Origin of the sequence: Kitasatospora sp. NBC_00374, assembly GCF_041434935.1 — a bacterium.
Taxonomy (GTDB): domain Bacteria; phylum Actinomycetota; class Actinomycetes; order Streptomycetales; family Streptomycetaceae; genus Kitasatospora.
The window spans coordinates 2,961,339-2,982,771 of sequence record NZ_CP107964.1 but is presented as its reverse complement, the minus strand read 5'-3'; the positions used below and the strand labels follow the sequence as shown (position 1 = coordinate 2,982,771).

23 protein-coding genes and 1 pseudogene are annotated in these 21,433 nt (G+C 73.3%); 13 read left to right on the top strand and 11 right to left on the bottom strand.

Annotated features, from left to right (window positions below):
* Positions 1-18: 18 nt before the first annotated feature.
* From OG871_RS13410 to htpX, 4 genes are all read right to left on the bottom strand, one after another.
* Positions 19-846 carry a DUF3097 domain-containing protein gene (locus tag OG871_RS13410; RefSeq protein WP_371496980.1) on the bottom strand — a complete coding sequence of 276 codons (828 nt, stop codon included), beginning with the start codon at positions 844-846 and terminating at the stop codon, positions 19-21.
* Positions 847-900: 54 nt separating this feature from the next.
* Entirely contained in the window at positions 901-1,689 is a 789-nt protein-coding gene (locus tag OG871_RS13405) for a DUF2785 domain-containing protein (protein ID WP_371496979.1), read from the bottom strand.
* 61 nt (positions 1,690-1,750) lie between these two features.
* On the bottom strand, positions 1,751-2,335 hold the full coding sequence (locus OG871_RS13400; RefSeq protein ID WP_371496978.1) for a hypothetical protein: 585 nt from the start codon (positions 2,333-2,335) through the stop codon (positions 1,751-1,753).
* 25 nt (positions 2,336-2,360) lie between these two features.
* Entirely contained in the window at positions 2,361-3,281 is a 921-nt protein-coding gene (htpX, locus tag OG871_RS13395) for a zinc metalloprotease HtpX (RefSeq protein WP_371496977.1), read from the bottom strand.
* 232 nt (positions 3,282-3,513) lie between these two features.
* On the opposite strand from htpX, the gene hrcA reads away from it, so the two are divergent.
* The 4 genes from hrcA to OG871_RS13375 all read left to right on the top strand — a co-directional run bounded on the left by hrcA (position 3,514) and on the right by OG871_RS13375 (position 10,035).
* Complete coding sequence (gene hrcA, locus OG871_RS13390) at positions 3,514-4,593, top strand: heat-inducible transcriptional repressor HrcA (RefSeq protein WP_371496976.1); 1,080 nt, start codon at positions 3,514-3,516, stop codon at positions 4,591-4,593.
* 71 nt (positions 4,594-4,664) lie between these two features.
* Entirely contained in the window at positions 4,665-5,810 is a 1,146-nt protein-coding gene (gene dnaJ, locus OG871_RS13385) for a molecular chaperone DnaJ (protein ID WP_371496975.1), read from the top strand.
* A 129-nt stretch (positions 5,811-5,939) separates the two neighbouring features.
* The gene (locus OG871_RS13380) at positions 5,940-6,689 is read left to right on the top strand and encodes a 16S rRNA (uracil(1498)-N(3))-methyltransferase (RefSeq protein ID WP_371496974.1); all 750 of its coding nucleotides are present in this window, start codon (positions 5,940-5,942) and stop codon (positions 6,687-6,689) included.
* 100 nt (positions 6,690-6,789) lie between these two features.
* Complete coding sequence (locus tag OG871_RS13375; RefSeq protein ID WP_371496973.1) at positions 6,790-10,035, top strand: PDZ domain-containing protein; 3,246 nt, start codon at positions 6,790-6,792, stop codon at positions 10,033-10,035.
* A gap of 60 nt (positions 10,036-10,095) precedes the next feature.
* Here the strand turns inward: OG871_RS13375 and OG871_RS13370 are convergent, their stop codons facing one another.
* The 4 genes from OG871_RS13370 to OG871_RS13355 all read right to left on the bottom strand — a co-directional run bounded on the left by OG871_RS13370 (position 10,096) and on the right by OG871_RS13355 (position 11,693).
* Entirely contained in the window at positions 10,096-10,320 is a 225-nt protein-coding gene (locus OG871_RS13370) for a DUF6458 family protein (RefSeq protein ID WP_371496972.1), read from the bottom strand.
* Between the two features lie 79 nt (positions 10,321-10,399).
* Positions 10,400-10,864: an ATP-binding protein gene (locus tag OG871_RS13365; RefSeq protein ID WP_371496971.1), complete on the bottom strand. Its 465-nt coding sequence runs from the start codon at positions 10,862-10,864 to the stop codon at positions 10,400-10,402.
* Positions 10,865-10,936: 72 nt separating this feature from the next.
* Positions 10,937-11,329: an STAS domain-containing protein gene (locus OG871_RS13360; RefSeq protein WP_371496970.1), complete on the bottom strand. Its 393-nt coding sequence runs from the start codon at positions 11,327-11,329 to the stop codon at positions 10,937-10,939.
* 103 nt (positions 11,330-11,432) lie between these two features.
* Positions 11,433-11,693: a GlsB/YeaQ/YmgE family stress response membrane protein gene (locus OG871_RS13355; RefSeq protein ID WP_371496969.1), complete on the bottom strand. Its 261-nt coding sequence runs from the start codon at positions 11,691-11,693 to the stop codon at positions 11,433-11,435.
* A gap of 232 nt (positions 11,694-11,925) precedes the next feature.
* Between OG871_RS13355 and OG871_RS13350 the strand changes: the two genes are divergently transcribed.
* Positions 11,926-12,798: an RNA polymerase sigma factor SigF gene (locus OG871_RS13350; protein ID WP_371496968.1), complete on the top strand. Its 873-nt coding sequence runs from the start codon at positions 11,926-11,928 to the stop codon at positions 12,796-12,798.
* Positions 12,799-12,863: 65 nt separating this feature from the next.
* On the opposite strand, the gene OG871_RS13345 is transcribed toward OG871_RS13350, so the two are convergent.
* Complete coding sequence (locus OG871_RS13345) at positions 12,864-13,619, bottom strand: DUF4230 domain-containing protein (RefSeq protein WP_371496967.1); 756 nt, start codon at positions 13,617-13,619, stop codon at positions 12,864-12,866.
* Positions 13,620-13,686: 67 nt separating this feature from the next.
* Positions 13,687-13,944 (bottom strand): annotated as a pseudogene (locus OG871_RS13340) (VanZ family protein); the annotation flags it as partial.
* 230 nt (positions 13,945-14,174) lie between these two features.
* Between OG871_RS13340 and OG871_RS13335 the strand changes: the two are divergent.
* Positions 14,175-14,600 (top strand): SRPBCC family protein, encoded by a 426-nt coding sequence (locus tag OG871_RS13335; protein WP_371496966.1) that lies wholly within the window; start codon positions 14,175-14,177, stop codon positions 14,598-14,600.
* Between the two features lie 29 nt (positions 14,601-14,629).
* On the opposite strand, the gene OG871_RS13330 is transcribed toward OG871_RS13335, so the two are convergent.
* Positions 14,630-15,736 carry a mechanosensitive ion channel family protein gene (locus tag OG871_RS13330; RefSeq protein ID WP_371496965.1) on the bottom strand — a complete coding sequence of 369 codons (1,107 nt, stop codon included), beginning with the start codon at positions 15,734-15,736 and terminating at the stop codon, positions 14,630-14,632.
* A gap of 255 nt (positions 15,737-15,991) precedes the next feature.
* Here OG871_RS13330 and OG871_RS13325 point away from each other — a divergent pair, with 255 nt between their 5' ends.
* The 7 genes from OG871_RS13325 (at position 15,992) to OG871_RS13295 (ending at position 21,289) form a co-directional block, all read left to right on the top strand.
* Positions 15,992-16,345 (top strand): HIT domain-containing protein, encoded by a 354-nt coding sequence (locus OG871_RS13325; RefSeq protein WP_371503295.1) that lies wholly within the window; start codon positions 15,992-15,994, stop codon positions 16,343-16,345.
* 4 nt (positions 16,346-16,349) lie between these two features.
* Positions 16,350-17,270, top strand: coding sequence for a ribonuclease Z (locus OG871_RS13320; RefSeq protein ID WP_371496964.1), 921 nt, complete (start codon positions 16,350-16,352; stop codon positions 17,268-17,270).
* A gap of 253 nt (positions 17,271-17,523) precedes the next feature.
* Complete coding sequence (locus OG871_RS13315) at positions 17,524-18,540, top strand: PhoH family protein (RefSeq protein ID WP_371503294.1); 1,017 nt, start codon at positions 17,524-17,526, stop codon at positions 18,538-18,540.
* Positions 18,541-18,554: 14 nt separating this feature from the next.
* A complete protein-coding gene (gene ybeY / locus OG871_RS13310) occupies positions 18,555-19,049 on the top strand; it encodes an rRNA maturation RNase YbeY (RefSeq protein WP_371496963.1) in 495 nt (164 codons plus the stop codon).
* A gap of 13 nt (positions 19,050-19,062) precedes the next feature.
* Positions 19,063-20,388 (top strand): hemolysin family protein, encoded by a 1,326-nt coding sequence (locus OG871_RS13305; RefSeq protein ID WP_371496962.1) that lies wholly within the window; start codon positions 19,063-19,065, stop codon positions 20,386-20,388.
* A 113-nt stretch (positions 20,389-20,501) separates the two neighbouring features.
* Positions 20,502-20,732: a hypothetical protein gene (locus OG871_RS13300; protein WP_371496961.1), complete on the top strand. Its 231-nt coding sequence runs from the start codon at positions 20,502-20,504 to the stop codon at positions 20,730-20,732.
* Between the two features lie 20 nt (positions 20,733-20,752).
* The gene (locus OG871_RS13295) at positions 20,753-21,289 is read left to right on the top strand and encodes a DUF4383 domain-containing protein (protein WP_371496960.1); all 537 of its coding nucleotides are present in this window, start codon (positions 20,753-20,755) and stop codon (positions 21,287-21,289) included.
* Positions 21,290-21,433: the final 144 nt, after the last annotated feature.

The following is a 21,433-nucleotide window of genomic DNA, read 5'->3' as shown; positions in this document are numbered from 1 at the left end:
GCGGATCCGCGGCCGCGCTCAGTCCGCCAGGGTCACGAAGTCGATCAGCTCCTCGACCCGGCCCAGCAGGGCCGGGTCGAGGTCCTTGTAGGAGTTCACCGAGGCGAGGATCCGCTTCCACGCCGCGGGGGTGTCCACCGGCCAGCCGAGACGGCGGCACACGCCCTCCTTCCAGCCCTCCCCGCGCGGGACCTCCGGCCAGCCGGGGATGCCCACGCTGGACGCCTTGACCGCCTGCCAGACGTCGACGTACGGGTGCCCGACGACCAGCACCGCGTCGCCGGTCACCTGCCCGGCGATCCGGTGCTCCTTGGTGCCGGGCAGGAGGTGGTCCACCAGCACGCCGAGCCGTCGGCCGGGCCCGGGCGCGAAGTCGGCGACGATCGCCGGCAGGTCGTCGATGCCCTCCAGGTACTCCACCACCACGCCCTCGATCCGCAGGTCGTCGCCCCAGACCCGCTCGACCAGCTCGGCGTCGTGCCGGCCCTCGACGTAGATCCGCGACTCGCGCGCCACCCGGGCCCGGGCGCCCGGCACCGCGACCGAGCCGGAGGCCGTCACCCCGGGCCCGCGGGCGGGGGCCGGACCGGCCGGCCGCACCAGGGTCACCACCCGGCCCTCCAGCAGGAAGCCGCGCGGCGTCAGCGGGAAGACCCGGTGCCTGCCGAAGCGGTCCTCCAGGGTGACGGTCACCCCCTCCGCGGTCTTCTCGCAGCGCACCACGGCCCCACAGAAGCCGGTCGCGGCCTCCTCGACCACCAGGTCGCGTTCGGCCGCCACCTCGGGGGCGGGTTGCTGCCGCTTCCACGGCGGGGTCAGGTCCGGTCCGTACTGCCTGCTGCGCATGCCGGGACTATACGAAATCCGACACGCCGTCACCGCCCCGACCCGCACCGGCCGTCATCCCGTGTACGGCACCACCGGCGCGACCACCTCGGCCAGCCGCCGCAGCAGCGCCGTACGGTGCGTCACCGGCACCGGCGCCGCGTCGCGCGCGGGCCGTACGCCCCGGTCGGCCGGCAGGTAGAGCGCCCGCAGGGTGCGCACGGTGTTGGACAGGTGCGCGGGGACCGGCCCAGGGCGGCGGGCCGCGAACGCCGCTTCGACCGGGCCCAGCCAGCCGAGCGACTGCTGTTCGGTCAGCTCCGGCCGGGTCAGGGTGAGGGCCAGCGCGTACGCGAGGCGGCCGTCCTCCATCGCGTCCAGGACGTGGTCGGTGGGGGCCAGCAGCCGGGCCGCGCCCAGTGACAGCAGCGGCGCGGGGTCGACCCGGGGGCAGCGGCCGAGTGCGCCGAGCAGATCGGCGCCGTGGGCCACCGCGTGCAGCCAGCCGAGCTCGGGGTGGTGCCCGCGCAGATCGGTCTCGGCCGGGTACCAGGCGGCGAACGCCGCCAGCCAGCGCGGCTCGTACTCCCCGGCCCGGACCAGCTCGGCGAGGACCAGTGGCGCGAAGGTGCGGGCCTGGACCTCGGGGTCGGTCAGGCGCTCGGCCATCTCGTCGCCCAGCCGGCGCCGCAGGGCCGGGTCGAGGCCGGGGATCCAGCGCTCCAGCAGGTACAGGGCCTGCTCGTCGCGCAGCACCGGGGCGGGGGAGCGCAGGGCCAGGCTCAGCTCCGCCACGGCCTCGGCGACCGGGCGGTCGGCCGGGGGCGCGCAGCCGTTGTCGATGATGTTCTGCCAGTCGGTCATGGCAGGGCAGGCTAGGGGCCCGGGCCCGGTCCGCGCCCGTGAATTGCGGTCCGGCGGGCCGTCAGAGCCCGGGCGCGCCCCAGACCGGGAACCAGCGGCTCAGGTCGTTCTCCAGCCGCAGGTCGTTGCCGAGCATCGCCTTCACCTGGAGCTCCAGCGGGGTGTTGCGCTTCTCGCCGCCGCCCGGCATCGGGGCGAACGGGTAGAACGAGCCGCGCTTGTACAGGTACACCAGTGCCAGCGGCTGCCCGGCCTCGTTGCGGAAGCCCACGAGCGAGCAGAGCAGCTGCGGGCCGAAGCCGTTGACCTCCAGCTCGCTGTTGACCGCGTGCAGGTCGTTCACCAGCTCCGGCAGCTGCTCGGGGGAGTGCCGGGCGAGCAGCCAGGAGTACCCGTAGGCGTCCTGGGAGGCCTCCACCGGCACTCCGCCGTTCGGGGTGTCGGCGTCGAGCAGGGCCCGGACCTGCCGCTCCACCTCGGCGAAGGCGCCGCCCTCGACGGCGGCGAAGCAGACCGAGCCCAGACCGGTCGGCCGGAAGGCGGACGCCGCCTCCAGGGTCAGTGCGGCCGAGGGCACCCCGAAGAGCTGGTCCAGGTCCGGCTTGACGGGCTTGCTGCGGCCGAACAGGGCGTCCAGGAATCCCACGTGCAGCTCCTCTGCTGGATGGCTCTCACCGGCCGAGCTCGGCGGAGATCTTCGCCAGCTGCGCCAGCCGCTGCTCCAGCGACGGGTGGGTGGACAGCAGCTGGGTGGCGGCGTCCCGGGCGCTCAGTGCAGGCGCGAAGTAGAAGGCGTTGTACGCCTGCGCCTGGCGCAGGTCCCGGGTGGGGATCGCGGCGATCTGGCCGGTCACCTTGGTGAGGGCGGAGGCCAGCGAGCTCGGTCGGCCGGTGAGCTGGGCGGCCGCGCGGTCGGCGGCCAGCTCCCGGTAGCGGGAGAGCAGCCGGGTGAGCAGGAAGCTGAGGGCGTAGACCACCATGCTGACCAGCGGAATGATGATCATCGCGATGGCGGCGTTGCTGTCGTTGCTGTTGCGGTTGCCGCCCATCATGCCGCCGTACAGGGCGATCCTGGTCATCGCGCCGGCCAGGACGCCGAGGAAGCCCGCGATCGTCATCACCGCCACGTCCCGGTGCGCGACGTGCGAGAGCTCGTGGGCGAGGACGCCCTCCAGTTCCTCCGGCTCCAGGCGGCGCAGCAGCCCGGTGGTGACGCAGACCACGGACTTCTCCGGCTTGCGGCCGGTGGCGAAGGCGTTCGGCATGGCGTTGTCGGCCACCGCGACCCGGGGCTTGGGCATGTCGGCCAGGGCGCAGAGCCGGTCGATGGTGCCGTGCAGCTGGGGGTACTGCTCGGGGCTGACCTCGTGGGCGCCCATCGCCCGCTCGGTGATCTTGTCGCTGAACCAGAACTGGGCCACGAACAGCCCGCCGGAGATCACGACGATCAGCGGCCAGGCCCCTCGGAACAGGACGATCAGCAGGCCGGTGAAGCCCACGTACACCAGGCCGATCAGGAACATCGTGGTGATCATCCGGCCGGTCAGCCCCCGGTCGGGGGCGAACCGGGAGTGCTGCCCTGAAGTCGACATCGCCGCTCCTTCGATCGCGCGCTCGCCTCCGATGCTGCCACTCGGGGCGCCCCCGGGCACCACGCACCGGCGCCTGCCGCCCCGGCAATGCGGGCAGGATCACCGGGGCGGCCCGTTCCTGCCGTCGGACCCGGGCCTTACACTGGCAGGTAAGGTTCTGGCACTCTGCCCGCCGGAGTGCCAGAAATCGGACACTCAACAGCTCAACGGACGAAGACGGAGGTGCGTGCCCATGGTCGACGAGCCCCGTTCCGTCGAGCCGGCCCGCGCGGTGGAGACCCGCCCCGTCAGCCGTCCGCTGGACGACCGCCGGCTGGCGGTGCTCCGGGCGATCGTCCAGGACTACGTCGGCACCGAGGAGCCGGTCGGCTCCAAGGCGCTGGTCGAGCGGCACAGCCTCGGAGTGTCCCCGGCCACCGTGCGCAACGACATGGCGGCGCTGGAGGAGGAGGGCTTCATCCAGCAGCCGCACACCAGTGCGGGCCGGATCCCCACCGACAAGGGCTACCGGCTGTTCGTCGACCGGCTGGCCGAGGTCAAGCCGATGACCAGTCCGGAGCGCCGGGCGATCCGGCACTTCCTGGAGGGCGCGGTCGACCTGGACGACGTGGTGGCCCGCACGGTGCGGCTGCTCGCGCAGCTCACCCGGCAGGTCGCGGTGGTCCAGTACCCCTCGCTGACCCGTTCCACGGTGCGGCACATCGAGCTGGTCCAGCTGACCCCGGCCAAGGTGATGCTGGTCCTGATCACCAACACCGGCCGGGTCGAGCAGCGGATCGTCGACTGCCCCGGCGCGGTCGGCGACACCGTCCTGGCGGACCTGCGGGCCAAGCTGAACGCGAAGGCCGTGGGCCGGCCGCTGCCCGAGGTGCCGACGGCACTGGAGGACCTCTCGGCCGCCTTCGAGGCGGGGGACCGGCCGGCCGTGAGCACGGTGCTGGCCACCCTGTTCGAGACGCTGGCCGAGCAGAACGAGGAGCGGATCATGCTGGCGGGCACCGCCAACCTGACCCGCTTCGGACATGACTTCCCGCTGACCATCCAGCCGGTGCTGGAGGCACTGGAGGAGCAGGTGGTGCTGTTGCGCCTGCTGGGTGAGACGGCGGACGCCACGATGACGGTCCGGATCGGCCACGAGAACGCCTACGAGGGGCTCAATTCCACCTCGGTGGTCTCGGTCGGTTACGGTTCGGGCGACCAGAGCGTGGCAAAGCTCGGGGTGATCGGTCCGACCCGGATGGATTACCCCGGCACAATGGGGGCGGTGCGAGCGGTGGCACGGTACGTGGGCCAGATCCTGGCCGAGTCGTAGGAACAACGCGTCGCAGGACGGCGCGCAGCAGTCGCAAGCACTTCTAGAGGCGGAACAAACCGGAGCATTTGGTGGCCACGGACTACTACGCGGTACTCGGCGTCCGACGTGACGCGGGTCAGGACGAGATCAAGAAGGCGTTCCGACGTCTCGCGCGCGAACTGCACCCGGACGTCAACCCGGACCCGAAGACGCAGGAGCGGTTCAAGGAGATCAACGCCGCCTACGAGGTGCTCTCCGACCCCGCGAAGCGTCAGGTCTACGACCTCGGCGGGGACCCGCTGTCGCCCAACGGCGGCGGCGGTGGCGGCGGCGCCGGCGGTTTCGGTGCGGCCGGGTTCGGCTTCTCCGACATCATGGACGCCTTCTTCGGCGCCGCCGGCGGCCAGCGCGGACCGCGCTCGCGCACCCGGCGCGGCCAGGACGCCATGATCCGGCTGGAGATCACCCTGGAGGAGGCCGCGTTCGGCACCACCAAGGAGCTCCAGGTCGACACGGCCGTCACCTGCACCACCTGCAGCGGTGAGGGAGCGGCCCCCGGCACCTCCGCGCAGACCTGCGACATGTGCCGTGGCAAGGGCGAGGTCTCCCAGGTCACCCGGTCGTTCCTGGGCCAGGTCATGACCTCCCGTCCCTGCCCGCAGTGCCAGGGCTTCGGCACCGTGGTGCCGACCCCGTGCCCGGAGTGCGCCGGCGACGGCCGGGTCCGCGCCCGCCGCACCCTCACCGTCAAGATCCCGGCCGGTGTCGACAACGGCACCCGGATCCAGCTGGCCGGCGAGGGTGAGGTCGGCCCCGGCGGCGGCCCCGCCGGCGACCTGTACGTCGAGATCGCCGAGACCACCCACCCGACCTTCCAGCGCCGCGGCGACGACCTGCACTGCACGGTCACCATCCCGATGACGGCCGCCTCGCTCGGCACCCAGGTGCCGCTGCAGACCCTGGACGGGCTGGAGGAGGTCGACATCCGGCCCGGTACCCAGTCCGGCCAGTCGATCCCGCTGCACGGTCGGGGCATCACGCACCTGCGCGGCGGCGGCCGGGGCGACCTGATAGTGCATGTCGAGGTGCAGACGCCCACCAAGCTCGACCCCGAGCAGGAGGACCTGCTGCGGCGGCTGGCCGTGCTGCGCGGCGAGGAGCGGCCGTCCGGGCACTTCGCGCCCGGGCAACAGGGGCTGTTCTCCCGCCTGAAGGACGCGTTCAACGGTCGCTGACCGAGGGCTCTCCCAGGGGCGTCGGGGTCACCCCCCGGCGCCCCTCGCGTGTGGACGCGGTCCGACGCGTCCGGACCCGGCGGCCGAGGCCGCCGACAGACGCAGACAGATCTACCGGAGGTTTGGTTCATGACCGCGCCCGTGTTCGTCGTCGAGACCGCGGTGCTGGGTGCCGCCGGGCCCGGCTCGGTGGTCCGGCTGGACGGCCCGGAGGGCCGCCACGCGGCGGCGGTGAAGCGGCTGGAGCCCGGTGAGGCCGTCACGCTGGCGGACGGCCTCGGCCTCGGGGTGGACGGCACGGTCACGGCGGTGCACGGCAAGGACGCGCTGGACGTCACGGTGGACACGGTGCGCCGGGAGCCGGAGCCGAGTCCCCGGATCGTGGTGGTCCAGGCGCTCCCCAAGGGTGACCGGGGCGAGCTCGCGGTGGAGACCATGACCGAGGTCGGGGTCGACGTGGTGATCCCCTGGGCGGCGAACCGCTGCATCACGCAGTGGAAGGGCGAACGCGGCGCCAAGGCGCTCGCCAAGTGGCGGGCCACCGCCCGGGAGGCCGGCAAGCAGTCCCGCCGGCTGCGGTTCCCCGAGGTGCGCGACCTGGTGACGACGCGTCAGCTCGTCCCGCTGCTCGGGCAGGCCGCGCTCGCCGCCGTGCTGCACGAGGACGGCGCCGCGCCGCTGGCCACCGCCGAACTGCCGGGCGGCGGGGACATCCTGCTGGTCGTCGGCCCGGAGGGCGGCGTCGCCCCCGAGGAGCTGGCGGCCTTCGCCGAGGCCGGCGCCCGCCCGCACCGGCTGGGGAGTTCCGTCCTGCGGACCTCGACCGCCGGGGTGGCCGCCGGGGCGCTGCTGCTCGGCCGCACCGGCCGCTGGGCCTGACCGGCCCGGCACCGGCCCGGCACCGGCCGCGCCGGCCCTCGGAGTTCGCCCTCGAAGAAACCCTTGGCCGCCCCCCGGGGCCGTGCCTAGGGTGGCTGTCGTGACCGAACCAGAGAGCACCCCCGCGAGCGCCTACCTGCGCCACCCGCACCTCCACGGTGACCTCGTCACCTTCGTCGCCGAGGACGACATCTGGCTGGCCCCGGTCGAGGGCGGCCGGGCCTGGCGGCTGACCGCCGATCAGGTCCCGGTGCGGCGGCCCCGGTTCTCGCCGGACGGCCGGCTGGTCGCCTGGACCTCCACCCGGGACGGCGCCCCCGAGGTCCACGTGGCCCCGGTCGACGGCGGCCCGGCCCGGCGGCTCACCTACTGGGGCAACCCGTACACCACCCTGCGCGGCTGGACCGCGGACGGCCGCCCGATCGCGACCACCACCGCCGGGCAGGCCACCATCCGCCGGTCCTGGGCCTTCGCCGTGCCGCTCGACGGCGGCGAGCCCACCCGGCTCCCGTACGGCCCGATCGGCGGGCTGGCCTTCGAGCCGGACGGCGAGAGGGTGCTGCTGCTCTCCGCGATCAGCCGCGAGCCGGCCTGGTGGAAGCGCTACCGGGGCGGCACGGCCGGCAAGCTGTGGATCGGCTCCCAGGAGTTCGAGCGGCTGCACCGGGAACTGGACGGCAACATCGAGTCCCCGCTGTGGGTGGGCTCCGGGCCGGCCTCCAGGGTCGCGTTCATCTCCGACCACGAGGGCACCGGGCAGCTGTACTCCAGCCTGCCGGACGGCTCCGACCTGCGGCGCCACAGCGAGAACGAGTTCTACGCCCGCAACGCGAGCACCGACGGCACCCGGGTGATCTGGCACAGCGGCGGCGACCTCTGGCTGCTGGACGACCTGGACGGCGCCGAGCCGCGCCGGCTGGACGTCCGCCCGGCCGGGCCCCGCCCGGACCGCCAGCCGCACCCCACCCCGGCCGCCGGGCAGTTGGAGACCGTCGCCCCGGACCGCACCGGCCGGGCCAGCGCCGTCGTCGTCCGCGGCAGCGTGCACTGGCTGACCCACCGGGAGGGCCCGGCCCGGCTGCTGGAGCAGACCCCGGGCGCCCGGGCCCGGCTCGCCCGGGTCGTCCCGGGCGCGGACGGCGAGCAGGGTGCGGTCTGGGTGACCGACGCCGAGGGCGACGACGCGATCGAGTTCGCCCCCGCCGTGCTGGGCGCCGAGCGCCGCCGGCTCGCCGCCGGGCAGCTCGGCCGGGTCCTCGACCTGGCGGTGTCGCCCGACGGGAAGCAACTGGCCGCCGCCTCGCACGACGGCCGGCTGCTGCTGGTCTCGCTCGCCGACGGCGCCGTGCACGAGCTGATCCGCAGCGGCGACGGCGAGGTCAGCGGCCTGGTGTTCAGCCCGGACTCGGGCTGGCTGGCCTGGTCGCAGCCGGTGCTCGGCCCGTGGAGCCTGCGCCAGATCATGCTGGCCGACCTGGCCGACCGCACCGTCGCCGAGGCCACCCCGCAGCGGTTCGCCGACTACTCGCCGGCCTTCACGGCGGACGGCAGGCATCTGGCCTTCCTGTCGGTCCGCAACTTCGACCCGGTCTACGACTCGCACGTCTTCGACCTGTCCTTCCCGACCGGCACCCGGCCGTACCTGCTGACGCTGGCGGCCGACACCCCGTCACCGTTCGGTCCGCAGCGGGCCGGACGGCCGATCGGAGGGGAGTCGGAGGACGCCAAGGGCGCCAAGGCCGGTGCCGAGGGCAAGGACGCCGAGAAGGGCGAGGACGCCGCCCCGGTCACCCGGGTCGACCTGGAGGGCATCGCCGACCGGATCATCCCGTTCCCGGTGGAGGGCGGCCAGTTCGGGAGCCTGCACGCCACCAAGGACGGAGTGGTGTGGACCAGGGTGCCGCTGGTCGGCGAACTGGGCGACAACGCCGCCTCGCTGGAGGACGTCCACCCCCGCCCCGCCCTGGAGCGGTTCGACTTCGCCAAGCGCCGGGCCGAGGAGCTCGTCGCCGGTGTCGACGGGTACGCCGTCAGCGGTGACGGCAGCCGGCTCGCGGTGCAGGACGAGGGGCGGCTGCGGGTGCTCCCGGCGGACAGCAAGGCCGGCGAGGACGACGACCTCGACGTCGACCTCGCCCGGGTGCGCGCCACCGTCGACCCGGCCGCCGAGTGGCGCCAGATGTTCGACGAGAACGGCCGCCTGATGCGGGACAACTTCTGGCGCGCCGACATGAACGGCGTCGACTGGGCGGGCGTGCTGGCGCGCTACCGGCCGCTGGTCGAGCGGGTCGGCACCCGTGACGACCTGGAGGACCTGCTCTGGGAGACGGTCGGCGAGCTCGGCACCTCGCACGCCTACATCCGCGGCCCGGGCCCGGGCACCGAGGAGGCCCGCCTGCAGGGCCTGCTCGGCGCGGACCTGGTCCGGGACGGGGAGGTCTGGCGGGTCGCCAGGATCCTGCCCGGCGAGTCCTCCGACCCTCGGGCCCGCTCCCCGCTGACGGCGCCCGGCGCGGCCGTCCGCCCCGGGGACGCCGTCGTGGCCGTGAACGGCCGCCCGGTCGACCCGGTGACCGGCCCCGCGCCGCTGCTGGCCGGCACCGCGGGCCAGCCGGTCGAGCTGACCGTCACCGGCAAGGACGGCACCGGTGAGCGTCACCCCGTGGTGGTGCCGCTCGCCGACGAGGAGGCGCTGCGCTACCACGACTGGGTGGCCGGCCGCCGCGCCGCGACCAGGGAGCTGTCCGGCGGCAGGCTCGGCTACCTGCACGTCCCGGACATGGCCAGCCCCGGCTGGGCGCAGCTGCACCGCGACCTCAAGGTCGAGATGTCCAAGGAGGGCGTGGTCGTGGACCTGCGGGAGAACCGCGGCGGCCACACCTCGCAGCTGATCATCGAGAAGCTCAACCGGCGGATCATCGGCTGGGCCCCGGCCCGCGACCTGGCGAACCCGAGCTCGTACCCGGACGACGCCCCGCGCGGCCCGGTGGTCGCGGTGGCGGACGAGTTCTCCGGCTCGGACGGCGACATCGTCAACGCCGCCATCCAGGCGCTCGGGATCGGCCCGGTCGTCGGCACCCGCACCTGGGGCGGCGTGATCGGCATCGACAGCAAGTACACCCTGGTCGACGGCACCGGGGTGACCCAGCCCAAGTACGCCTTCTGGCTGGAGGGCTACGGCTGGGGCGTGGAGAACCACGGCGTGGACCCGGACGTCGAGGTCCCGATCGCGCCGCACCAGTGGGCGGCCGGCCAGGATCCGCAGCTGGCCGAGGCCGTCCGGATCGCCCTGGCCTCGCTGGCCGAGACCCCGGCCCGGAAGCCGCCGGCGCTGCCGGAGCTGTGACCCGCGCCCCGGGGGCGGACGGCGAGGCGCCGTCCGCCCCCGGGGCCGGTCGGGCCCGGCTCAGACCTCGTCGACGTAGCGCCGCTCCTCGACCACCGCGTCGCCGCGCAGCCGGCCGGCCCGGCGGCGCCGGAACACGTTGACATAGGTAACCAGCCCGAGCAGCCCGGCGAGCATCAGGATCACACCCACCGTGTGCAGGTTCACTCCCGAGACGTGCCAGTCGACGGCGAAGGCGAGGATCGCCCCGAGCGCGAACACGATGACGCAACCGCCGATTCCCATGGTGTCGACCTCCAACCCGTGGTGCGGCCCGTTCGGACCGGCGCTCGCCTACCCCGGGCGGGGCCCCGCATGCGGCGTGCTACACCCCGGGCTCCGGTGCCCCGGGGACGCGGACCTCGGCCCAGACCGTCTTGCCGGTGTCGTGCACGGCGACACCCCAGTCGTCCGCGAGCCGCTGGATGATGTGCAGGCCGTGGCCGCCGGGCAGGCCGGGGCGGTGCGGGAGGCTGAGCACCGGCGGGGTCCGCGCGGCGTCCGTCACCTCGATCCGCAGCCGGTCCTGCGTCAGGCGCAGGCTGAGCTGCAGTGCCCCGCCGGCGTGCAGACGGGCGTTGGCGACCAGCTCGGAGACGACCAGGAGCAGGTCCTCCACCGCCTCCTCGCCGGGCCAGGCCCAGTCGGCCAGCGCCGTGCGGGCGAACTCCCGGCCGAGCACGACCTGCCGGGGCAGTCCGGCCAGCCGGACGGTCCGCCGCTGCCCGGCGGCGGGCAGGTCCGGTCGGAGCCGCTCGACGGCCTCTGCGCCTCTCTGACCGCTGGTCATCTGTTCACCCCGGCATGGTCGTTCATGATTGGTCGGTGGGGGGCACGCGTCGCGCCCCGGAGTCGTCGCCGCTCACGCGTCGGCGAGTGCGTCCGGGAGCGAGGCGTGCAGGGAGAACACGGCCCCCGCCCCGGTCAGTTCCAGCAGTCGGCCGAACTGGCCGTCGGGCGCGGCGGCCAGCCGCAGCTCGACCTCCGCCTCCTGGGCGGCGAGCCTGGTGCGCAGCAGCAGGTTGAGGCCGGAGGAGTCGCAGAAGCTGACCTCCGCCAGGTCCACCACCACGCGGGCGGGGCCGGCCGCGAGTGCCTGTTCCAGGACCTCGTCGGCCGGAGCCAGCGTGTCAAGGTCGAGCTCGCCGGCCAGGGCGACCAGCACGGTGGTGCCGCGGCGCTCCTGGCGGGCGGTCAACCGGCCGGCCGGGAGGGTCGCGCAGAGGCGCTCCGCCTCGATTCCTTCGTCAGACATCCGTTCCTCCGTGCAGCCCTGGATCACAGCCGACGATAGGCGTGGAGAGGGGGGAAACGGAAGGGCGCTGCTGCCCGGAGGGTGGCATGGCACGGGCTCCCGATCAGCGTCCCCGGCGGGACCAGGCGGGACCGACCAGGCCGATCAGCAGGGCGGCGGCGCCGACCTGCAGCAGGTGGCGGACCCAGTCGACCCCGCCGGTGTCCCGCACACCGAGCGCGGCGGCCAGGCTGTTGCCGATCAGGCCGCCGACGATGCCCAGCAGCACGGTCAGCCAGAGCGGGATCGCCTGGCGGCCGGGCAGGACCAGCTTGGCGAGCAGGCCGATCACGAGGCCGGCGAGGATGGCCCACAGGATGCTCACGGGGGCTCCTTTCGTCCGTTCCGTCCCGGACTGTCCGGGGACGTTCGTCGCCTGCCCGCGTTCCGCCGTCGCATGCACGCCGCGCGGACGTGCCGAGGAAGGGGCGACCATGTTCGATCGCGCCGGAAATCGTGAAGGTGGTGTGTGGACGGGGTCCTTCCGGTGGGACCGGGGTACACGCCGTGGGTCAGAGCGCGGACGAACCACGCAAGAGGCCGGAAGAGGGAGAGCCATGGCCGTCCTGAATCCCACGACGTCGATCACCACCCCGAAGTCGCCGAGCGCGACCCCGACGGGCCCCGCCCCGCTGCCCAGGATCGACGACCCGTCAGCCGTGTCACCCGCTGACGCCCGCGCGCTCTCCAGGACGCTGTTCCAGCGGCTGGGTCAACTCGAGGAGGGCACCCCGGAGTTCTCCTACGTCCGGGGGACCCTGGTCGAGCTGAACATGGCCCTGGTCAAGTTCGTCGCGGGCCGGTACCGGACCCGCAGCGAGCCGATGGAGGACATCATCCAGGTCGGCACGGTGGGCCTGATCAAGGCCATCGACCGCTTCGACCCCGGCCAGGGGGTCGAGTTCACCACCTTCGCCATCCCCACCATCGCGGGCGAGATCAAGCGGTTCTTCCGGGACACCGGCTGGATGGTGCACGTGCCCCGCCGGCTGCAGGAGCTGCGGATCGCCCTCGCCAAGGCCACCGACGAGCTGCAGCAGCTGCACGACCGGGCCCCGAGCACCGCCGAGCTCGCCGAGCACCTCTCGCTGAGCGAGGCGGAGATCCGTGAGGGCATCGTCGCGAGCCGGGCCCAGACCGCCGGCTCGCTCGACATCGGGGCGGGCTCCGACACGGACGACGGCCCGACCCTCGGCGACCGGCTCGCCTTCGAGGAGCGGGACTTCGAGCTGGTGCTCAACCGCGAGGCCCTGAAGCCCGCCATCGCCGCGCTGTCGGAGCGCGACCGCGAGGTGCTCTCGCTGCGCTTCGGCTCGGACCTGACCCAGGCCGAGATCGGCGAGCTGCTCGGCTTCTCGCAGATGCACATCTCCCGGGTGCTCAAGCGCGTGCTCGGTGAACTCCGTACCGCACTGCTGACCGAGAGCTGAGACGGTACGACTCGGGGCGCCCACACCTGCGCGTGTGGGCGCCCCGAGCCGTACCGGCGGGCGGGTCAGGCGGTCATGGTGACCGTCACCGTGGTGAAGCCGGCCGAGCGCAGCAGCCCCTCCAGCATGGTGCGGGTGCTCTGTTCGGCGCGCTGGGCGAGCTCGGTGTCCTTGGCGGCCTGCTCGATCTTCTGGGTGGCGAGCACCTCGACCTGCTGCTGGTTGCCGGGGTTGCCGCCGAAGAAGTCGCCGATCCGGTCGAAGAACCCGCGCTGCTGGAGGTAGACGTAGGAGCGGCGGACGTCGAGCGCGGCCGGGGCGAGCCGGGCGTGCGGGACGACCACGGTGACGGTGGAGCGGTCGGCGGAGACGGTCACCGCGCCCTTGTCGAGGGTGCTGAGGTCGGTGTAGGCGTCCACGGTGCCGGCCGCCACGTACAGGGTGCGGTTGCCGAGCAGGGCGGACGGCAGGAACGCGGCCTCGTGGTCCAGGTCGACGATGACCTGGAAGTTGCCCTGGGCGCCGGTGAACCGCTTCATCTCCTGGATCGACCGCAGCAGCACCGGCTGGCTGCGGTCGACGGTGCGGCGCTCGAACGGGTTCGGCAGCGAGGGGAGCAGCCCCAGGTGCGCCCCGGCGAGGAAGACCGCGAGGATGGCGGCGAGGGTGACCGGCAGAGCGACGTACCAGGGGGCGCGGCGCCGGCCCGGGCGCGGCTCGGCCCCTGCCCCGGCCCGGCGGGCCGGCCCCTTCCCGGCTTCGTCCGGTGCTGCGGCCGGGATGTCGGACTCGGCGGACCGGCCGCGTCTGAGGAGTGCCATCGGTGTCCCCTTCTCTTCTCTGTCGGGTCTCGTCGGACGGTGGTGCGGGCCGGGCCGGGCCGCCGGGTCAGTCGCGGCGGGCGTGCAGGGCGACCCCGAGGCGCCGGCCGAGCAGCAGGCAACTGAGCAGGGCGCCGGTGGTGTTGAGGAGGACGTCGTCCACGTCGAAGGCCGGGCCGGTCACCGGGGCGGCCTGGGCGACCTCCACGGTCACCATCACCAGGGCGGTCGGCGCGGTGACGGCGAGCGGACGGCGCAGGAACCGCTCCCGCCCCTCGGCCGGGACGGCCGGCCCGGCCCTCGCCCGCGGCCCGTCCACCGGGACTGTCGTCGCTCTCGCCATGGTGTCCGCTCCCCTCGCCGCGGACGTCCGCCGCCGGCACCTGGCGGGTACCCCGCGGCGGCGGCGCCAAGCGGACCGGCCGAGCCCACCTGGTGGTCAACTGTGCGGATTCAAAGGCGAGTTGATCCATCGTGGACGATCCGGGCAGGCCCTGCGTGGGGCGGCCGCAGGCGGGCAGACGAGCCGTGACACGTCCAGTGGAAGGAGAGGCCATGTCCCGGATCGAGGAGTCGGTCGAGGTGGCGGTACCGGTGGAGGCCGCCTACGAGCAGTGGTGCGGGATCTCGGCGTTCCCGCGCTTCATGGCGGGTGTGGAGGGGGTGACGCCGGGGCCGGGCGGCACGGTGCACTGGGTGGCCCGGGTGGACGGGATCCAGCGCGAGTTCGACGCCGAGGTCACCGAGCGGATCGCCGGCGAGCGGATCGCCTGGCGAGCGGTGGACGGTGCGGAGCACTCCGGCGTGGTCACCTTCCACGCGCTGGCCGCGGACCGGACCAGGATCATGCTGCAGCTCGACCACACCCCGCACGGCGTCGTCGACGTGATCGGCGACCGGCTCGGCTTCGTCGCCCACCAGGTGCACCGCTCCCTGCAGGACTTCAAGCGGCACGTCGAGGACCCCGCCGCCTCGGCCTGAGCCGCCCCGCCGTGAAGGAGAAACCCGCCCTACCTCCTGCCGCGGCCGGCCCGGTCGCGGCCGGCGGGTTCCTCGGAGGCCGGATGAGGCAGGGCGGCCGAGGCCGGGGCCGCGGTGACCGTGACCCGGGGTAGCGCGGCCGGGTGCCGGTCGCGGAGAAAGGCCACCAGGTGCTCGCGCACGGCGCAGCGCAGCTCGAAGGCCTGCTCGGCGTCGGCCGCGGTCATCAGCGCCCGGACCACGATCGTGCTCGGGGTGGTGTCGACCACCTGCAGGGCCCGGCCGGTCCCGTCCCAGCGTTCGTCGCCCGCGAGCAGCTTCTCGAACTCGGTGCGCAGTTCGTCGACGGGCGTGCGGTGGTCGAGGTGCAGCAGCACGGTGCCGGTGATGCCCGGATCCCGCCGGGACCAGTTCTCGAAGGGCTTCCCGGCGAAGTACGAGACCGGCATCACGATCCGCCGCTGGTCCCAGGTGGCGATCACCACGGCGGTGAGGGTGATCTCCTCGACCGTGCCCCACTCGCCGGCCACCACCACGACGTCGCCGATCCGCACCATGTCTCCGAAGGCCAGCTGGATCCCGGCGAACAGGTTGGCCAGCGAGGACTGCGCCGCGACACCCGCCACCAGCCCCAGCAGGCCGGCCGAGGCCAGCAGGCTGGTCCCGACCGCGCGGACCGCGGGGAAGGTCATCAGCGCCGCGGCCAGCGTCACCACCGCGATCCCGACGTCGCAGATCCGGCCGACCAGCTCCGCCTGGGTCCTGGCCCGGCGGACCCGGCCGGGGTCGCGCCGCCCGGCCGCGTACCTGGTCAGGGCGGACTCGATGAACAGCGAGACCGTCCGGGCGGCCAGCCAGCCCGTGCCGACCAGCAGGGCCAGCAGCAGTCCGTGCCGCAGCGGCGGCCGGACCCCGCCGCCCAGGCCCATGGCCGGCTCGCAGCCGAGCAGCAGCGCGGTCAGCGCCGCCACCAGGGCGGGTGTCCGGCAGTGCCGCAGCATCCGCCACCGCCGGGCCCCCGGCCGCCCCGCGGACAGCCGGCCGACGGCCAGCAGGAGCAGGCGGTCGACCGCGAGGACGGCGACGGCGACGGCGGCCACCACCAGGAGGGGGCGCAGGACGGTCCAGATCGGCATACGGGTTTCCTCCCGGAGGGTCGGTGCCGGACGAGCCCGAGGACCCCGGGAGGGGCGAGAACCGGGGTCCCGGGCCCGGGCGCCGCCGGGACGGGGCGACGCCGACGGGTCGCCTGCCCGCTGAGGGGCCTTCAAACATCGGGGCCCGGACGGACGCCGGTGGGTGGGACCCCGGCTCGGCTAGGCTGCCGCCGACAGTCACGCCAGGGCCGTCACGTCACTCCCGTGACGGCCGATCAGCACGAGGAGACCGAGATGGCCGGCGAGCCGCAGTCCGACTGCCTGTTCTGCAAGATCGTGGCGGGCGAGATCCCGACCACCGTGGTCCGCAAGACCGAGGACACGATCGCCTTCCGCGACATCCACCCGCAGGCCCCCACCCACGTCCTGGTCATCCCCCGGGTGCACTACCCGAACGCCGCCGCGCTCGCCGCGGCCGAGCCGGCCCTCGCCGCCGAGCTGCTCACCGAGGCGGGCGAGGTCGCCGCGGGCGAGGGCATCGCCGACTACCGCATGATCTTCAACACCGGCGCCGGCGCCGGCCAGACCGTCTTCCACGCCCATGTGCACGTGCTCGGCGGCGAGCCGCTCCGCGAGGGCCTGGTCTGATCCGGTGTCACAGCGCGAACTCGTCGTCCTCGGCACCGCCAGCCAGGTACCCACCCGGCACCGCAACCACAACGGCTACCTGCTCCGCTGGGACGGCGAGGGCCTGCTGTTCGACCCGGGCGAGGGCACCCAGCGGCAGATGCTGCACGCCGGGGTGTCGGCCACCGGCATCACCCGGATCGCCGTCACCCACTTCCACGGCGACCACTCACTGGGCCTGGCCGGGGTGATCCAGCGGATCAACCTGGACCGGGTGCCGCACCCGGTCGACGCCTACTACCCCGCCGGCGGACAGGCGTTCTTCGACCGGCTGCGGTACGCCACCGCCTTCCACGAGACCGTGGAGCTGCGCCCGCGCCCGATCGCGGAGCCCGGTCCGCTGCCGGCCCCCGGCGCGCCGTTCGAGCTCTCCGCCGTGCGGCTCTCGCACCCGGTCGACTCCTTCGGCTACCGGCTCACCGAGCCGGACGGCCGCCGGATCCTGCCCGAGCGGCTCGCCGCCCTCGGCCTGCGCGGTCCGCAGGTCGGCCGGCTCCAGCAGCAGGGCTCGGTGGAGCTGGCGGACGGCCGGACGGTCACCCTGGACGAGGTCAGCGAGGCCCGGCCCGGCCAGCGGTTCGCGTTCGTGATGGACACCCGGCTCTGTCCGGGCGTCGAGGAGCTCGCCGAGGGCGCCGACCTGCTGGTGATCGAGGCGACCTTCCTGGACGCGGACGCGCGGCTGGCCGAGGACCACGGCCACCTGACCGCGGCCCAGGCCGCCCGGGTGGCCGCCGAAGCGGGGGTGCGGACCCTGGTGCTCACCCACTTCTCGCAGCGCTACCCGGACCTGGACGGCCATCTCGCGGAGGCCCGCAGGTACTTCGACGGTGAGCTGGTCGTCGCCGAGGACCTGGTCCGGGTCCCCGTCCCGCCGCGAGGATGACCGGAAAACCATTCGCATCGCAGGCCCCGCGGGTCCAGCATCGAATGCGCCGCCCGGGGTGCCGCACCGCCGCAGCGAACATCGGCGCGGCGTACCCTGGTGACCCGGAGAGCCCGCGCGGCAACACGACTCGACAGATGGGATGAGCAGGCCTCAGCGCCGACCCATGAGTGACACACCGCAGACCCGAACCAACGGTCATCAGCGCCCCGACGCGGCCAGCACCCGGATCGTCATTCCGGAGAAGCACCCGATGGTCACCCTGCTGGGGGCGGCCGACTCGCTCCTACGGGTGATCGAGAGCGGCTTTCCCGACGCCGACATCCACGTCCGCGGCAACGAGGTCACCGCCACCGGCGACCGCGCCGAGATCAAGCTGGTCGAGCAGCTCTTCAGCGAGATGATGCTGGTGCTGCGCACCGGCCAACCCCTGACGGAGGACGCCGTGGAGCGTTCCATCGCCATGCTCCGGAAGGCCGCCGAGGACCCGGCCCACCCGGCCCCGTCCGAGGTCTTCACGGCGAACATCCTGTCCAACCGGGGCCGCACCATCCGCCCCAAGACGCTCAACCAGCAGCGCTACGTCGAGGCGATCGACAAGCACACCGTCGTCTTCGGCCTCGGCCCCGCGGGCACCGGCAAGACCTACCTGGCGATGGCCAAGGCCGTCCAGGCCCTCCAGGCCAAGGAGGTCAACCGGATCATCCTGACCCGGCCGGCCGTCGAGGCGGGGGAGCGGCTGGGCTTCCTGCCCGGCACCCTCTACGAGAAGATCGACCCGTACCTGCGCCCGCTCTACGACGCGCTGCACGACATGATGGACCCCGACTCCATCCCGCGGCTGATGGCGGCCGGCACCATCGAGGTCGCCCCGCTCGCGTACATGCGCGGCCGTACCCTCAACGACGCCTTCATCATCCTGGACGAGGCCCAGAACACCTCGCCCGAGCAGATGAAGATGTTCCTCACCCGCCTGGGCTTCAACTCCCGGGTGGTGGTCACCGGCGACACCAGCCAGATCGACCTCCCCGGCGGCACCCGCAGCGGTCTCAAGGTCGTCCAGGAGATCCTGGCCGACGTCCAGGACATCCACTTCTCGGTGCTGACCAGCACCGACGTCGTCCGGCACAAGCTGGTCGGCCGGATCGTGGACGCCTACGAGCGCTGGGACGCCCTGCAGGAGGCCGACGAGGCCGGCACCGCCCGTACCAAACCCGTCCAGCGTCGGGGCGCGCGTGCGCCCCGGCAGTCCCATCGCGCCGAAAGCTGAGTACCGAACCCTCCATGTCGATCGACATCGCCAACGAGTCCGGGTGGGACGCAGACGAGGAAGCCATCCTCGACGTCGCCCGCTACGCCCTCGACAAGATGCGGATCCACCCGCAGTCCGAGCTCTCCGTCATCCTGGTCGACAGCGAGGCCATGACGGAGCTGCACGTGAAGTGGATGGACCTGCCAGGCCCCACGGACGTGATGTCCTTCCCGATGGACGAGCTGCGTCCCGGCAAGGAGGGCGAGGAGCTGCCGCAGGGCCTGCTCGGCGACATCGTGCTCTGCCCCGAGGTGGCCGAGCAGCAGGGCCTGGCCGCCCCGACCAAGCACGGGATGGACGACGAGCTGCAGCTGCTCACCGTCCACGGTGTGCTGCACGTCCTCGGCTACGACCACGAGGAGCCCGAGGAGGAGCGGGAGATGTTCGCGCTCCAGAAGCGGATCCTGGACGGCTGGCGGGCCGGCCGCGGACTGTCGGGGATCTCCCCGGCGCCGACCGTCCACTGAGGGCCGGCCGTCTGTGAGTGGTGAGAGTACGAGCTTCCTGGTCGGAGCTCTGCTGCTGGTGGTGCTCGGCTGGCTGGCCGCCTGCGCCGAGGCCGGAATCTCGCGGATCTCGCGGTTCCGCGCCGAGGAGGCCCACCGGGCCGGCCGGCGCGGCGCGGACCGGCTGCTGGTGCTGACCTCCGACACCATCCGCTACCTCAACCTGGCCACCCTGATCCGGGTGGCCGCCGAGATGGCGGCCGCCGTCCTGGTCACCGTGGTCTGCGTACGGTCCCTCGACAGCACCTGGCAGGCCGTGCTGCTGGCGTTCGGCGTGATGGTGCTGGTGTCCTTCGTCGCGGTCGGCGTCTCGCCCCGCACGATCGGCCGCCAGCACCCGCTGACCACGGCCACGGCGGCGTCGTTCGTGCTGCTGCCGCTGGCCCGGATCCTCGGCCCGATCCCCAAGCTGCTGATCCTGCTGGGCAACGCGCTGACGCCGGGCAAGGGGTACCGCGAGGGCCCGTTCGCCTCCGAGGCGGAGCTGCGGGCGCTGGTCGACCTGGCCGAGCAGGACGACCTGATCGAGGACGAGGAGCGCCGGATGGTGCACTCGGTCTTCGAGCTGGGCGACACCATCGTCCGCGAGGTGATGGTGCCGCGCACCGACCTGGTGATGATCGAGCGGCACAAGACCGTCCGGCAGACCCTGACGCTGGCGCTGCGCTCCGGTTTCTCGCGGATCCCGGTGGTCGGCGACAACGAGGACGACGTGGTCGGCATCGTCTACCTCAAGGACCTGGTCCGGCGCACCCACATCAACCGGGAATCCGAGTCCGAGCCGGTCGGCTCGGTGATGCGCCCGGCGGTCTTCGTCCCGGACTCCAAGCCCGCGGCGGACCTGCTGCGCGAGATGCAGCAGATGCGCTCGCACGTGGCGATCGTGATCGACGAGTACGGCGGCACCGCCGGGCTGGTCACCATCGAGGACATCCTGGAGGAGATCGTCGGCGAGATCACCGACGAGTACGACCGGGAGATCGCCCCGGTCGAGGACCTCGGCGACGGCTCCTACCGGATCACCGCCCGGCTGCTGGTCGAGGACCTGGGCGAGCTGTTCGGCATCGAGCTGGCGGACGAGGACGTGGAGACCGTCGGCGGCCTGCTGGGCAAGCACCTGGGCCGGGTCCCGATCCCCGGCTCGTCCTGCGAGATCCCCGTCCCGGACGAGAGCGTGACCGACCTGGTCGCCATCCGGCTGACCGCCGAGAGCTCGGCCGGCCGGCGCAACCGGATCGGGACGGTGGTGGCGACACCGCTGCGCAAGGACGACGAGGACGAGGACGCGGACGCCGAGTAGCCGGGCGACCCGGACGGAACGGCCCGCAGGGTGCGACCCTGCGGGCCGTTTCGTCCTCGTACGAAGGCACCGCCCGTTTGACCATCCCTTCGCACCGTCCCGACCATGAAGGCATGGCACATCAGTTGCGAGCGGAGTACGGCCCGGAGGGCCCGTCCGGTGCGGTGGCCAGGTGGCACGTCGTCCGGACCGGTGAACCGGCCATGGCCATGTGCGGCGCCGTGATCGACGAGGCCGCCGAGAGCAAGCCGGAGTCGGCCTGGGGGACCGGACTGCGGATCTGCCAGCAGTGCGGGTCCCTGTACCTGCACGAGGTCCCGTTCCTCAGCGCCGACTGGCGTTGACCCCAGGGCTGGAGGTCTCCATGAAACTGCAGGACGAACTGCCCGTCGACCACCGGCTCGCCCAGGTGTACCGGTTCGGCGCGGGCCTGGGCGGTGTGTTCCTGATCGTCTTCGGCATCCTCGGGCTGCTGGACCACCCGAGCTTCCTCGACACCCAGGGCAAGGAGGTCATCGGCATGTCGAGCAACGGCACGCTGAGCGTGATCTCCCTCATCGCGGGCGGGATCCTGATCGCCGGGGCCGTCATCGGCGGGAACATCGCCTCCAACATCAACATGATCATGGGAGTGGTCTTCATCCTGGCCGGCTTCGTCGGCCTGATGGTGCTGGACAGCAGCGCCAACCGGCTGGCGTTCCAGATCCCCAACGTGCTGTTCAGCTTCATCTTCGGCTTCGTCGTGCTGACCTTCGGGATGTACGGCAGGGTCAGCAGCCATCTGCCACAGGACAACCCGTACTGGAAGAAGCGCCGGGCCAGGGAGCAGAACCTGCCCTCCGGGCCGCCGGCCCTGGTCAAGTTCCTCAAGCCCGAAGCGCCGCACCCCACCGGTCACTGAGCGCGCTGCCCCGGCGCCGGCCCGGCGGCCGGCGCCGCGGCCTGACCGCGGGCAGGCGGCCCGGATCCCGGACGTCCACGCCGACGGTTTCCGGAGATCCCGGACGGAGCGTCAGCGGACGGAGGAGAGTGGACCGCGGCAACA